The sequence below is a fragment of the Paenibacillus sp. V4I9 genome, assembly GCF_030817295.1.
In the GTDB taxonomy this organism is placed as follows: Bacteria; Bacillota; Bacilli; order Paenibacillales; family NBRC-103111; genus Paenibacillus_E.
The window spans coordinates 6024132-6038714 of sequence record NZ_JAUSZE010000001.1 but is presented as its reverse complement, the minus strand read 5'-3'; the positions used below and the strand labels follow the sequence as shown (position 1 = coordinate 6038714).

Annotated in this window: 12 protein-coding genes; 10 read left to right on the top strand and 2 right to left on the bottom strand. The window is 43.4% G+C overall.

What is annotated here, in order from left to right:
• Window positions 1-32: 32 nt before the first annotated feature.
• The 3 genes from QFZ81_RS27860 to mqnC all read left to right on the top strand — a co-directional run bounded on the left by QFZ81_RS27860 (window position 33) and on the right by mqnC (window position 3644).
• A complete protein-coding gene (locus QFZ81_RS27860; protein WP_307449416.1) occupies window positions 33-1202 on the top strand; it encodes an aminotransferase class I/II-fold pyridoxal phosphate-dependent enzyme in 1170 nt (389 codons plus the stop codon).
• The gene (locus tag QFZ81_RS27855; protein WP_307439345.1) at window positions 1199-2371 is read left to right on the top strand and encodes a trans-sulfuration enzyme family protein; all 1173 of its coding nucleotides are present in this window, start codon (window positions 1199-1201) and stop codon (window positions 2369-2371) included. The genes QFZ81_RS27860 and QFZ81_RS27855 overlap by 4 nt, the downstream gene beginning before the upstream one ends.
• Window positions 2372-2507: 136 nt before the next feature.
• Window positions 2508-3644 carry a cyclic dehypoxanthinyl futalosine synthase gene (gene mqnC / locus QFZ81_RS27850; protein WP_307605478.1) on the top strand — a complete coding sequence of 379 codons (1137 nt, stop codon included), beginning with the start codon at window positions 2508-2510 and terminating at the stop codon, window positions 3642-3644.
• A gap of 445 nt (window positions 3645-4089) precedes the next feature.
• On the opposite strand, the gene QFZ81_RS27845 is transcribed toward mqnC, so the two are convergent.
• Window positions 4090-5190 carry a GGDEF domain-containing protein gene (locus QFZ81_RS27845; protein WP_307605477.1) on the bottom strand — a complete coding sequence of 367 codons (1101 nt, stop codon included), beginning with the start codon at window positions 5188-5190 and terminating at the stop codon, window positions 4090-4092.
• A gap of 198 nt (window positions 5191-5388) precedes the next feature.
• Here QFZ81_RS27845 and ytxC point away from each other — a divergent pair, with 198 nt between their 5' ends.
• From ytxC to QFZ81_RS27815, 6 genes are all read left to right on the top strand, one after another.
• Window positions 5389-6330, top strand: a complete 942-nt coding sequence (ytxC, locus tag QFZ81_RS27840; RefSeq protein ID WP_307605476.1) for a putative sporulation protein YtxC — start codon at window positions 5389-5391, stop codon at window positions 6328-6330.
• A 422-nt stretch (window positions 6331-6752) separates the two neighbouring features.
• On the top strand, window positions 6753-8687 hold the full coding sequence (gene thrS, locus QFZ81_RS27835) for a threonine--tRNA ligase (protein ID WP_307605475.1): 1935 nt from the start codon (window positions 6753-6755) through the stop codon (window positions 8685-8687).
• A gap of 187 nt (window positions 8688-8874) precedes the next feature.
• Window positions 8875-9528 carry a 3D domain-containing protein gene (locus QFZ81_RS27830; protein ID WP_307439356.1) on the top strand — a complete coding sequence of 218 codons (654 nt, stop codon included), beginning with the start codon at window positions 8875-8877 and terminating at the stop codon, window positions 9526-9528.
• An 87-nt stretch (window positions 9529-9615) separates the two neighbouring features.
• A complete protein-coding gene (locus QFZ81_RS27825; RefSeq protein ID WP_307439357.1) occupies window positions 9616-9744 on the top strand; it encodes a hypothetical protein in 129 nt (42 codons plus the stop codon).
• Between the two features lie 141 nt (window positions 9745-9885).
• Complete coding sequence (locus tag QFZ81_RS27820; protein ID WP_307607056.1) at window positions 9886-11409, top strand: methyl-accepting chemotaxis protein; 1524 nt, start codon at window positions 9886-9888, stop codon at window positions 11407-11409.
• Window positions 11410-11487: 78 nt separating this feature from the next.
• Window positions 11488-11865 (top strand): hypothetical protein, encoded by a 378-nt coding sequence (locus QFZ81_RS27815; protein ID WP_307439359.1) that lies wholly within the window; start codon window positions 11488-11490, stop codon window positions 11863-11865.
• A gap of 40 nt (window positions 11866-11905) precedes the next feature.
• Here QFZ81_RS27815 and QFZ81_RS27810 read toward each other — a convergent pair whose 3' ends face one another.
• Entirely contained in the window at window positions 11906-13195 is a 1290-nt protein-coding gene (locus tag QFZ81_RS27810) for an ammonium transporter (protein ID WP_307439361.1), read from the bottom strand.
• A 267-nt stretch (window positions 13196-13462) separates the two neighbouring features.
• On the opposite strand from QFZ81_RS27810, the gene liaF reads away from it, so the two are divergent.
• Window positions 13463-14578, top strand: coding sequence for a cell wall-active antibiotics response protein LiaF (gene liaF, locus QFZ81_RS27805; RefSeq protein WP_307605474.1), 1116 nt, complete (start codon window positions 13463-13465; stop codon window positions 14576-14578).
• The last annotated feature ends 5 nt before the right edge of the window (window positions 14579-14583 follow it).

Sequence of the window (14583 nt, the reverse complement as noted above, 5' to 3'; positions counted from 1 at the left end):
GAACCCATATCCCTGAGGAGGAACTCCCTTTGTTGAAAATCGAAAGTCGTCTCGCCCAAATTGGCTCTATTCAAGAACCCGTTACTGGAGCTATCAGCTTCCCAGTCTACCAAGCAACTGCGTTCCGTCATCCGAAGCTTGGGCAAAGTACAGGTTTCGACTATGCGCGTACTAAAAGCCCGACACGCAAGGTGCTCGAGGATGCTATTGCTCAGCTGGAGTCTGGAGATGCGGGCTTTGCTTGTTCCTCAGGAATGGCTGCGCTGCAAACCATTTTCGCTTATTTTAGCCAAGGAGATCATCTGATTGTTTCCTTGGATTTATATGGCGGTACGTACCGCCTGCTTGAGAAAATCATGTCGCGCTTTGGTGTGACCGCTACGTATGTAGACACGAATGATTTAGATGGGTTGGAAGCGGCGTACCAGCCGAATACCAAAGGTCTTGTCATTGAGACACCGACGAATCCGCTGATGATGATTACAGACCTTGAGCTTGTGTGTACATGGGCTCGTAAGAAGGGCATCGTATCGATTGTCGACAACACCTTGTTAACGCCGTATCTTCAACGTCCTATTGAGCTTGGTGCTGATATCGTCATTCATAGCGCAACCAAGTACCTCGGCGGTCATAATGACGTGCTCGCTGGTCTCATCGTGACCAAGGGCAAAGAGCTCTCAGAGCAGATGGCTTTTCTGCACAACTCCATTGGTGCTGTGCTTGGACCGCAAGACAGCTGGCTCCTTATGAGGGGAATGAAGACGCTCGCGCTTCGCATGGAGCGTCATGAGCAGAACGCAACGGCAATCGCGAAGTTCTTATTGGAACACCCGCTGATCGGTGAAGTTTACTACCCAGCGCTTGAAACGCACCCTGGTTATGCGATTCAGAATAAGCAGTCGAGTGGAAACACGGGCATTTTCTCCTTTAAAGTAAAGGATGCGAGACTAATTGAACCGATTCTTCGTCACATAGAGCTCATTGCTTTCGCGGAAAGCTTAGGCGGTGTCGAATCACTTATGACCTATCCGGCTGTACAAACACATGCGGATATTCCACTCGAAATTCGTCAGCAAATCGGTGTAGATGACCGTCTTTTACGCTTCTCTGTTGGCATCGAGCATATTGATGATCTGATTGCGGATCTTTCGAATGCTCTCAGCAAGGCGCAAGCCGAATTGGAAGGGGATTCGCTATCATGAGCCATCCACAAGAAGATAAACGTAAGCCGCATGGCAAATTCGCAACGAAGCTCATTCATTTCGGTGGAGAGATCGATGAAGCGACAGGGGCATCTAGTGTGCCTTTGTATCAAGCCTCAACCTTTCATCAAGCTGACTTAGAAGTCTCACCAGAGTATGACTATACCCGTTCCGGCAATCCAACCCGTCAAGCTCTGGAAGACTACATTGCATTACTCGAAGGCGGTACACGCGGATTTGCTTTCGCCTCGGGTATGGCGGCTATTTCGTCAGCCTTCATGCTTTTGTCGCAGGGTGATCATGTTATTTGTACCGAAGATGTTTATGGTGGTACTTATCGCCTGCTGACAACGATTATGAATCGTATGGGTGTGGAGTCGACATTCGTTGATATGACCGATATCGCACAAGTACGTGCAGCACTGCGATCTAACACAAGAGCCGTATTTATCGAGACACCTTCGAATCCGACACTCCGTATTACGGACATCGCCGAAGTCGCTGCTTTTGCTAAAGAGCACGATTTGCTTACGATGCTGGATAATACGTTCATGACACCTTACCATCAACGTCCAATCGAGCTGGGTATTGATATTGTGCTGCATAGTGCAACGAAGTTCCTTGGCGGACACAGTGACGTTCTGGCTGGGCTGGCTGTAGTTGCTAACGACAGTCTAGGTCGCCGAATGAAACAAATTCAGAATGGCATGGGGAACGTACTAGGCATTCAAGATTCTTGGCTGTTGATCCGTGGGATGAAAACCTTGCGAGCTCGTATGGAAATGTCCGAAACTAGTGCTCGTAGACTGGCAAATTGGCTATCAGAGCAGCCTGATATTGATGTTGTTTACTACCCAGGACTCCCGAACCACCCACGTAGAGACGTTCATGAAAAGCAGTCATTAGGCTATGGAGCGGTTGTTTCGTTTGATGTTGGTTCCGGCGAGAAAGCGAAAAAGTTATTAAGCAAAATACGTATTCCACTCGTTGCAGTAAGCTTGGGCGCAGTGGAGAGCATCTTGTCCTATCCGGCAATGATGTCACATGCCTCGATGCCGAAGGAAGTTCGCTTACTTCGCGGCATTACGGACGGTCTTGTGCGGTATTCGGTAGGTCTTGAAGATATCGAAGACATTATTGAAGATTTGGAACAAGCCCTCCGCGGTTAGACCTTCATGAATTCGAAAATTGGTCATATTTGAAATGGAATACGCCTTGGTAAAAGCAGCATATTGCTGCTTTTTTGGCATGAATATGGTACGATGAGTGGATACAAGCCTTGAGAAAGTAAAGGAGTGAGTAGCTTTGAAACCGATTGATCGCATTTTATATAAGGCACAGTCAGGCGGACGAATTGATGTAGAGGAATGTATTACGCTGTTCGAATCCGATCAAATAGAGAAGATTGGCGACACCGCCAATCAGATTATGAAGAAATGGCATCCCGATCCAATAACAACATTCGTCATTGGGCGGAATATTAACTATACGAATATTTGTGACGTTTATTGCAGATTTTGTGCGTTTTACCGTCCACCGGGTTCATCAGAAGGTTACGTATTGCCCGATGAAACCATTTTCCAGAAGATCCAAGAGACTCTGGATGTAGATGGGACCGAAATCCTCATGCAGGGCGGCACGAATCCGAATCTTCCATTCAACTATTACACAAATATCCTTCGAGAAATTAAGAAACGTTTTGATATTACGATGCATTCTTTCTCACCAGCTGAAATTATGAAAATGAAAGATGTTTCGGATGGTTTATCTCTAGAGGAAGTCGTTCGTCAATTGCACGAAGCGGGACTCGATTCCTTGCCAGGTGGCGGTGCAGAAATTCTGGATGATCGCACTAGACGCAAAATTAGTAAGCTAAAAGGTTCATGGCGCGATTGGATGGACGTTATGCAAACCGCTCACAAAATTGGTATGCATACAACAGGTACCATGGTTATTGGTTTTGGTGAATCCATGGAAGAGCGAGCACTCCATATGCTGCGTATCCGTGATGCACAAGATGATGTTCTGTATCAGAAGCTCAATACACCAGGCTTCCTAGCTTTTATTCCGTGGACATTCCAACCGGATAATACGAATATGAAGGCAGAGAAAGTCACGCCTGAGGAGTATTTGAAGACGCTGGCGATTAGCCGGATTATGCTTGATAACATTCCTAACTTCCAATCGTCGTGGGTGACGATGGGACCTGAAGTGGGCAAGCAAACACTTAGCTATGGTTGTAATGACTTTGGAAGTACAATGATTGAGGAGAACGTGGTCTCCGCGGCGGGTACAACGCACAAGGTCAACGTTAACTCTACGCTGCGAATCATCCGCGAAGCAGGGAAAATTCCTGCTCAACGGAATACGAAATACCAAACATTGCGTGTATTTGATGACGAGTCGCTCGTTATTGATAAAGATTTCGTGATGCAAAACTAACTAATGTGATTTGGGGAGCAGCTGCGGCTGCTCTCTTTTTGTTTTAAATGCACATTGAATTTACTTAGACAAGTTATGAAAGAATTAATGTTATTTTCATCTTTCTTTTTGAAAAAGGAGTATAATTGGAGTAGTCGCAATTTAGACAAAAATGATAGGAGTGATTCTTGTGAAATTATTCAAAAATTTTCTTCAAGGATTTTTTTATGCTTTTGTCTCAATTGGTGCACTTCCATTCTTGCTTGTAAAAAGTATTTTTGAATCATACTTAGGATAAGGGCAGAAGATCGATAAGGATGTCGTGATGCAGACCTAGCTAATAACTAAAACGCTTATCTAAGTTAAATCTACTTGAGGGATTTAATTAGATAAGCGTTTATTTGTCGTTATGTCCCACAACCCAAAAAGCCTCCAACTTGGAGGCTTTTTCTTTACAATAGAAGCTTTAGTTTGCTTCCTTAAGCTGAGCGGTTTGAATGACCGTTTTGTTTTTACCTGTCATTTTGGCTGTATACAACGATTGATCAGCGCCTGAGAATAGGGTTTCTTTACTAGTACCCGAGCGATACTCATTGAGTCCGATTGAGATGGTCACAGAATGTCCGTTTAACTCCTCATACTTCGATTGAGATATTTGCCAGCGAATACGTTCCAATATTTCGAATACTTCTTCGGTAGCTTTCTCTGTGAAGATGATAGCAAACTCTTCGCCGCCATATCTAGCGACAAAATCGTTTAAGCCCACCCGGGTTTTCAGTGTGCTGCTAACATTCTTTAAGACAGCGTCACCGGCTCTATGGCCATAAGTATCATTGACTTTTTTGAAATTATCGATGTCCAGCACGGCGATATGGATGCAGAAGTTACCTGCACCGCTTTGCTGAATGAGCTCATCTAAATATTCATGGAATGTGATGTGGTTATATAGATCTGTTAAAGCATCCGTTTTGGACAGCTTGTCCATAATAATATTTTTGATCATCAACTCTTGTTTAAGTTCAGTAGTTGCTTTCAAATTGTTCAAAATTTCAACGCCGCGATTCATAATCCCTAACGCTATGATAGAGACTATACCTAGAATCGGAACGACGGATAGGAGATCGGATAACACATAGCCGGAAAATACACTCAACCTTGCAACATAAAGAACGCAAATAGATAGAAAGGATAATCCAACAGAATAAATAATTTTGGAACGTTGAAAGTAAAAGATAGAAACGAAAATAGGGAGAAAAAAGTAGAGTGGAGTTAATTTAACATCATGATTGAAATAAATAAGGGTAAACGATAAGAAGGCACCGCCGCTAATGATTTGGTAATCCAGCAGCTTTTTGAATAACTTGTTGGTGGTTTCGAGAGTTAACATGATGAGGATCATGATGAGTAGAGGGAGGATAAGGTGATTGGCTTGAGATGGATCTTCTTGCTTGGTTGTCAAAGAATAGAGAAATTCGAATGGTAATTGAATAGAAACAAGTAACCAGTAGGCATTAAGTAACTTCCGATTCCAGTCTTGTTTGTGCTGATCGAATGCGTCAATTTGCATAGATACCCACTCCAAAAGATATGCTACTTAAGCACTATTACAAGTATCATAACACGAATATCTGTGAGATTGGAATATATGCACGAAAGATTTGACAAAAAATTGATGAATGGAAATGGCAAATTGTTCGTTGTATATCTGATTCCTATCGACCATATACTCTTAGGAGGAGGACGTATTGATGAAAGGAGTTAGCCTATGGAACTGTTTGCCATTGTTATAATGAATGCTGATGAGGCCTATGTACGTTCGCTAAGCGCTCAGATAGAACGTGAGCTGCAGCTTTTACATATCGCTGAAAGTGGAGTAACCGCCCCATTTGATTTATATGAAACACATGCTTACATTCGAATTGAAGTGAGGATGAAGGAAAGAGAAATATCTTCATTTCAGAAGGAAGTAAGGGAAGGACTGGCTGGCGTGTTGGCTAATCATATCATCGTAGAGAAAGAGTCGCTTATTTTACGTGATTTGATTGTTAAAGAATTTAAATATGAAGCCATAAACGATTTGGAAGCAATAGAAGGGTACTGCAAGCAATCCATGTGTGCGGAGACCGTAATTGAGGAATTGCCTATTTTGAATGGCAGCTCAGCAAGACTGCGCCGCAAACAAATGTTATCGGAGCAGCTCGTGCAATCTCTGGAGGAAACCCCTCGGCTAAGCTTGGATGGTTTTCTCAAATTTCGTTTACAGGATTATACCGAGGAGCTGCGAGAGATAGCTGAGTATGCCATTGATGAGTTTATGATGGATCGTCAGTATCAGGAATTTATTTCTCTATTGCAGTACTTTGTTTATATTCAGGAAGCCAAGATCCCCGTAGCTCATCTTATACATAAAGGCGGGCATGAGTTTGTTATCCTGAATGATCAGCTTGAACTCATAGACGCGAATGAATTCGATACAACCTTTAAGCTAGAAGTACTTGAAAAAGATATTAATTTCGAGGATATGATTGTTAGCACACTCATTACGGTATCTCCAGCAAATATCTACATCCATACGCGAGATCCCGAATTAACGATCATCAAGACGATTAGACAAATATTTGAGGATCGAACAACGGTTTGCTCCTATTGCCGAACTTGTGACATTTTCTTGGGTGAAGCCAAGAAACAGGATCAACTATCCCCTTGACCTTGAGCGATGAGGCAATTATAATAGTGATCGAAGGCGTTAAAATCAAAGACAAGAACTTTCTGCAAGAACTGCTCAGAGAGAGGAGACTAGGCTGCAATCTCCTTCAGCTATTCAGATCGTTTACCCCTTTGTAGCCGTATTGTGGAATTCGACCTGACTTGCAGGATCGTTAGTATACAATACCGGAATCATTCCCGTTACCGAATGCTGATGAGGATTCGCCATACCCCTGTGGTCATGCAGCGAATCGAACTAGGGTGGAACCACGAGCTGAGCGCACTCGTCCCTTTTGGGATGCAGTGTGCTTTTTTGCGTTCAAAAATGAACTAAAAGCGGAGTCTTTGAGCTACACTCAAAGATCCCCAAAGCGGAGAGACTTTGAGCTACGCTCAAAGATCCCTATATTAGGAGGAACAGAAATGGTTGTACAAGTGAAATTACCAGATGGCGCGGTTAGAGAGTACGCAGTTGGAACGACCATTGAGCAAGTGGCGGAATCCATTTCATCCGGACTGAAGAAAAATGCGATTGGCGGCAAAGTTAACGGGAAATCCGTGGATCTGTCGTTCTCATTGGATAATGATGCAGACGTGGAAATTCTAACGCTCGATAGCGAAGCGGGATTAGAGATGTATCGTCACAGCACAGCGCATTTGATGGCTCAGGCGATTAAACGTATTTATGGTGAAAAAGCTGTTAAATTAGGGATTGGACCTGTTATTGAAGACGGATTTTACTATGATATCGATTTGGAAACACCGCTTAATCCTGAAGATTTGGTGAAAATCGAGAAGGAAATGGAGCGTATTTCCGGTGAGAACCTGGCGATTACTCGCCGCGTTGTTTCCCGTGAGGAAGCGATTCGCATTTTCACTGAAATGGAAGATCCATTTAAGCTGGAATTGATTCGTGATCTGCCGGAAGATTCGGTACTTACCATCTATGACCAAGGTGAATTCTTTGATTTATGCCGCGGACCGCATCTGCCATCAACTGGCCGAATCAAAGCGTTCAAGTTATTGAGCGTTGCTGGTGCTTACTGGCGCGGAGATGCGAAGAACAAAATGCTGCAGCGTATTTACGGCACTGCTTTCCCTAAGAAAGCGCAGCTGGATGAGCATTTGCATCTTTTGGAAGAAGCGAAGAAACGTGATCACCGTAAGCTGGGCAGAGAGCTTAAAATGTTTGCTTTTTCACGTGAGGTTGGGCAAGGATTACCGCTTTGGCTGCCAAACGGCGCTAAATTGAGACGTACAATGGAACGTTATATTGTTGACCTGGAAGAGCGTTTGGGTTACCAACACGTTTACACGCCAGTTCTCGCTAATGTTGAGCTGTACAAAACATCCGGCCACTGGGATCATTACAGCGAGGATATGTTCCCGAAAATGGTGATGGACAACGAGGAGCTTGTCCTACGTCCAATGAACTGTCCACATCACATGATGGTTTATAAAAGCGATATGCGCAGCTACCGCGATCTGCCGATCCGGATTGCTGAGCTTGGAACTATGCACCGTTATGAAATGTCAGGTGCTTTAACAGGTCTACACCGTGTTCGTGCCATGACACTGAATGACGCTCATATTTTCTGCCGTTTGGATCAAATTAAAGAAGAGTTCTCCCGCGTTGTGAACCTGATTCGTCAGGTTTATGCGGATTTCGGAATTACAGACTACCGTTTCCGTCTTTCCTATCGGGATCCTAAGGATACAGAAAAGTATTTCCAAGATGATCAAATGTGGGAAACTTCCCAACGCATGCTGCGTGAGGTTGTTGAAGAGCTAGGACTTGATTTCTACGAGGCTGAAGGTGAAGCTGCCTTCTATGGTCCTAAACTTGACGTTCAAATCAAAACAGCGCTCAAGAAAGAAGAAACTCTTTCAACAGCTCAAATTGATTTCTTGCTCCCAGAGCGTTTCCAGCTTGAATACACAGGTGAAGATGGTCAGAAACATCGCCCGGTCGTTATTCACAGAGGGATTATCAGTACTATGGAGCGTATGACGGCCTTCTTGCTTGAGAACTTCGCTGGTGCGCTGCCAACTTGGTTAATGCCTATCCAAGCCAAGGTCATTCCGGTATCTCCGGCATTCGAAGAATTCTCGAATCTCGTGACTGAGCGTCTAAGAGAAGCTGGTATTCGTGTTGAGGCAGATAATCGTAATGAGAAGCTGGGGTACAAGATTAGAGAAGCGCAGCTGGAGAAGATTCCTTATATGCTAGTCGTCGGTGAAAACGAAGTGAAGAGCGAAAGCTTATCGATTCGAAAACGTGGTCAAGGGGATCTAGGAACCCATCCGATTGAACAAGTAATTGGCATGATTAACGAGGAAATTAGTAAGAAACTTTAAGCACCAATCCTATAAATGAAGCAGAGAAGATAATCTTCTCTGCTTTTTTTGTTTTCAAATTCAGTTAATTGGGTATGTATAGGGGAGCGTGATTAGGACACCTTAAACAGTGAGTCTGCATCCGGATGTTTAAAGGTGGTAGGTATTGGACAACCTGCAATAGTAGGGGAGGTATTAAAAAATAGTAATGTCAACCAACTTTTTGACTCAGTCTAAATGGTTTAGTGCGTCGATCATCGTTGTTCTGATGGCACTTTTCGGACAAGAGACGACGGGCAAAAGCGACCAAAGCTACACGACGGCAAACTCCGTCACCCATATACAAGATCAGCAGCAAAAGGTTATTCCGGCCAAAACGGCATCCACTTCACTGCCGGTTGCGCAAGAAAACATGCAACAAATCAATTATCGTTATGTTCCGAAGTTAGACTCAGATTTGTCCAAGCTCAAGGCAGTCGAAGTGACAGCCACCGGTTATTTTGCAGGTAAGGAATCGACAGGGAAAAATCCGGATCATCCTGAGTATGGGATCACGTATTCTGGAATTAAAGTAAAGCGGGATGATAAAGCTTTATCAACGATCGCAGCAGACACGAACGTTTTTCCGCTTGGAACTGTCTTATTTATTCCCGGTTATGGCTATGGTGTTGTTGCAGATACAGGCAGCGCAATTAAAGGTAAGAAAATTGATCTGTATTTCGATACAAAGGATCAGGTTTACAAAGAATGGGGCAAGAAGACGGTTAAAGTATTTATCGTCAAAGAAGGGCATGGGAAAGTAACCGAACTCATCTGGAATCAACTAAAGGATGAGATCATCGCACCTACCAAAGCGCTATAAACGATAATGAGCTTTTCACCAAGCCGAACATTTCCATCATAAATTCTCCTGTTTGGGAAATCCTATGTTTACAGGAGGTGATTGAACATGGCTAAGAACAAGAATAACAAGAATAGAAATTTAAGCTCGAATGTAGCTCAAGACGTAGAATTTGCTGCGGAAACATCAGGAGCGAACAAACAGCAACAAACGAATACTCAAAACCAAAATAAATAATGAAATATCAATAAGCTTAAATGAAGAACAGAGATCTGAAAAGGTCTCTGTTTTTTTATTTCTTTTCAACATCTTCTATATTCGATATAATGTAACAAAAACTAACATTTAGGTTCCTTTTGGGAGGAGTTCCAATTGCTTATGCGCGCAGAAATTAAACACAAAGCTGGGTTGTATGCTCTTATTCTCATTGGTATTTCGGTAAGTGTACTCGCGTTATTTATTTCCTCTCGATGGTTTACGGCTGCAAGTTTGGCTGTTTTTTTGTTTATAGGTATTATTGCTTGGCTTAGTACCAGATCATCAAGGTCATCTATTAGCCATGATAATAAAGGCCAACAAGAGCAATTCCGAACGTTTATACAAGAATCTCAGGTTGTAGCGGACAGATTAGCAGCTGCTGTTGAGGAAGTCAATCGTTCGATCGGACATCTTCTGCACATTGCCGATGCTTCGATTCAAGGAGAAGAGGATCTGAAGATTCGAAGTAATCAAGCCGTTGGACAGCTGCAGGAAGCATTCGCTGCGATTCAGCAGGTAGCGGCTGCAGCAGACCAAATTCTAGATTCATCCTTACATATGCATCAACAGAGTGAGCAAACCAAAGATACGGTGGTTGATGTATGCCGGTCACTGAATGCCACGGATGAAGTCATGAATGATCTACATATTAATAACGATACCATGCAGAAGAAGATTCAGGATTTGACAGGGCATACGTCAAAGATTGAAGAAATCAATACATTTATTGCTGAAGTAGTTTCTCAAACCTCGCTGCTTGCGCTTAATGCATCCATTGAAGCCGCCAGAGCGGGTGAGCATGGACGAGGCTTCTCTGTGGTCGCACAGGAAATTAAGAAGCTGGCTACACAAAGTCATGAAGCGGTTACGAAATCTTCCGAACTATTGGCATCCATTGAGAGCGGTGTTTCCCAAGTTGTGACAGCGGTTGCTGAGGAGAAGGCATCTGTCGCTCATGGGATTGCTGAGATGAAAATAATAAAAGACAAGATCGATACGATCTTCGCGTTGATTCTAAATGTTAACAATCTTGTATCGAGTACAACAAGCTCTACCCAGATTCAGTCCTCGCTTGTCTCAGGTACAAGAACATCACTTGGCGAAGTTGTTGATTTGATGAATGAGACGATGTCTAGTGTGGAGATTACCTTGGATCAAATGAAAAAACAGCGTCATGAAGTATCGATGCTGCAGCATATCAACCAAAATCTAGATCGTTCCTCTAAGGAACTGATACAGGCGATACAAGCAGTAGGTATGCAAAATAAAGAAGGAACGATTCATGTAAATATCCAAGAAATGAAGCAAGTACTTAGCTCGCTTGTGCTAATACCTGACATAACTTCATTGCTTGATGGTAAGCATGCTTCCCATTTAGGCACTATTTTGCAGAAAACGGCCGGAATTGAAGCAATCTGGTCTAACCGCGCAGATGGAACCTTTATCTATTCGATGCCTGAGGCAGGTCTAGTTAATGCAAAGGGCAGAGAGTGGTGGAAGCGTGCAATGGGGGGAGAACTCTTCGTTTCTCCGGAATATGTGTCAGCTATTACCAAAAAACCATGTATCACAATGTCAAAAGCGATAATAGATGACACGGGAACCCCTGTTGGTGTTGTAGGAATCGATTTAATATTGAAATAAAGGTTCTCAAATCGTTTATTTTGGTGTAAAATAAGATTACTGTTATAAATCTTGACACGGGGAGATAGGTGAGTGATCATGCTGAATGCTTTGCGATTGGACGGAAAACCTCAAAGAACACCAAGGAAAGCTGCAGAGGTACTTCCTTTCTTGGAAGCTTACATTGTCCGCAAGGAACAGCAGGTCTTGGATATTGAGCAGGTAGTAGAGCGCTACGAAATCAAAAGAATGAAAGAAGAGCGCGCTTATCAGACGATGTCATCATTTCGCCGCATGTTTTCTGGTAAGAAACCTGACCATCATCTTGCTGTCGAGTATATCCACTATGTGAAGAAACCCATGGAGCAAGTTAGGAAGCTTCGAGCTGAAATTGCCCATGCGAGACAAATTATGAATGAATCCAAACCAGGCGATGTGATCTCAGTACCGGATGAGATTGAAGAGCTGCTTTCTTAATACAAATAAAAAACCTTCCATTTGGAAGGTTTTTTTGTTCTCATTGACCTTTTTTTAGTTGTTCTAAGTCCAGAAATCCATCTTCTTGACTGTAAGCAGGAACACCGTGGATACCGACGTCTAATCCGACTAATTCCTCATCTCTACTAACTCGCAGTGGAACGATAAGTTGAATTAGCTTCATACAACCCCAAGTAATAACGAATCCCCATATACAAACCGTAACAAGCCCTAATGCTTGAACACCTAGAAGGCTGAAGCCCCCGCCATAGAATAAACCGGCAGTGCCTTCCCGAATGGCATCAGGCTGCGCAAATAATCCTACAGCGAGTGTCCCGATGCTGCCGCTGATACCATGAACAGGAAAGGCGCCAACTGGATCATCAATTCGTCTAGCTTCTAGTATTTCTGTTGCATAAACCATGGCGATCCCGCATATGGCTCCGATCAGAATGGCCGCAGCATCACTAACGAAAGCGCAGCCTGCAGTAATCCCAACGAGCCCTGCAAGAGCGCCGTTGATAACCATAGGGGGATCGGCTTTGCGGTAACGCATCATGGTGAATAGAATGCACGTTGCGCTGCCCGCTGCAGCTGCCAGCATGGTGGTTACTGCAATGTGGCCGATGGAAGTATTGGTGGCACTTAGTGTGCTTCCTGAGTTAAACCCAAACCAACCGAACCAAAGGATAAATGCGCCTACTGAGGCTAGTGGCAGATTAGACGGTGGTACAATATTAGCCGTGCCGTCAGCGGAAAATTTGCCAATCCTTGGACCAATGATCATCGCTGCGGCAAGAGCGGAGAAGCCGCCAAGTGCGTGAATGACAGCTGAACCTGCAAAATCAACCATGCCTAATTTGCCGAGCCATCCATTAACGGCCCAAACCCAGTGGCCAGCAATGGGATAAATTAAACCTGTCATTGCAATGGTGTATAGAATGTAAGCACGGAAATTGATGCGTTCGGCAACAGCCCCAGATACAATCGATATCACAGCGATAACAAAGGCGCACTGGAATAGCCAATAAGTCTCATGTGAGATATTTAAAACGATATGTGTTAAATCTCCTCCCATGAAGAATCCGGTAGTTCCAAATAGTCCGGAAACATCTTTCCCGTACATAAGGGCGAAACCGAATAAGTAAAAAATAAGTGCTCCGAAAGAGATATCAACGAACACTTTCATAATGATACTTACTGCATTTTTTTGTCTGACGAAACCTGCCTCCAATAAAGCGAAGCCGCCTTCCATCAATAGAATCATGGCAGCTGTCAGAACCACCCATATGGTATCTAGGCCGCTAGAAAGCTGTTGGATTGCATCCATAATCTGATCTCTCCTTATGTTTGAGGAATTGTTTGCACCAATTATACGGTTCTGATGATAAGCATGTCAACGATATACGTAAGAATACATAACATCTCGTGGTTATTGTTCGTTTTTGTAATTCTGATGTCAGTTATTCATCGGATTCTGCGAAAACTCAGTCTCTAGACCGAGGAAGTCTTCAATCTCTCGTCTCTTTTCATTCAAGGCAGTATCTTATAAACTAGAGGTATCTTAACAACGTTGTACACAAATGGAGGAAGAAGTATGAATCCGCATATGTTTCAAAGAATAATTTGGGGGCTTGTCCTCGTAACGGCAGGAGTCCTTTATTTACTTAACCAATTAGGATTTATTGATATTGATCTTGCTAATATGTTTTCCACTTATTGGCCTGTCATTCTTATTTTCTACGGTCTCGTTGGTTTTGTTTGGCAGCGTAAGTATCATTGGGGAGGCTCAATTTGGAGTTTACTCGTTTGTTGTATGGGAACGATCTTTCTCCTGAAAAATTTAAAGCTGACCGATCGATCGCTTGGAGAGATGTTTCAGATTTTGGGACCTATTGCCTTAATTCTATTTGGATTGAATGTGATTTTTAAACCTAGCAAGAAAGAGTCACCGGATTGGCCTTCTATTAAAGAAGCGAAAGATCAAGTTAGACAGGCAAGACGTGAAGCTAGAAGATTGCAGCATGAAAAATATAGAAATCCATGGGATCAACCCAAGTGGAGTGATGGAGCACCATCGCCTACAAATGATAAGGAGCGCGATAGTACATCTGCTTTTAGTGAAGTAAAGCATGAGCTCAGTGACGAAGAGAAAGCCGTACTCAAGGATATTCACGGCGAGTTTCATGATAAACATATGTGGGATGTGCCAGAAGCTCCGGGGGAACCAGACCCAGGTAGGCAAACTCAGCCACCGGGACAACCACAAACGCAAGCTTTTAACCAACATGGGCACAAGTACGATGATTTTGTACGTAATTTCAACTCTGGTGACGTACTTCATCGGCATGGTTTTATCGGAGATGTGCATCTGGGACAAGAAGCTTGGGAACTGAAGCCGATTCAGATCTCACATTTTATTGGTGATTCCGTCATTGATCTTACTCGCGCAGCCATTCCGTTGGGAGAAACAACGATTCATGTTTCAGCATTTATTGGTGATGTGAAAATATTCATTCCCAATGATATTGATGTTGAAGTTCGCGTAATGGCAAGTTCTTTTATCGGAGATATGAAAGTGCTTGATCGGCGTGAGAGTGGGTTTCTGCGCAGTGTGAGAACTCAAACATCGCACTATGAAGAGGCTGATCGGAAAATAATTGTAACCACGAGCATGTTTATTGGTGACATTACAATCAAAAAGATAGGTTAAGGATG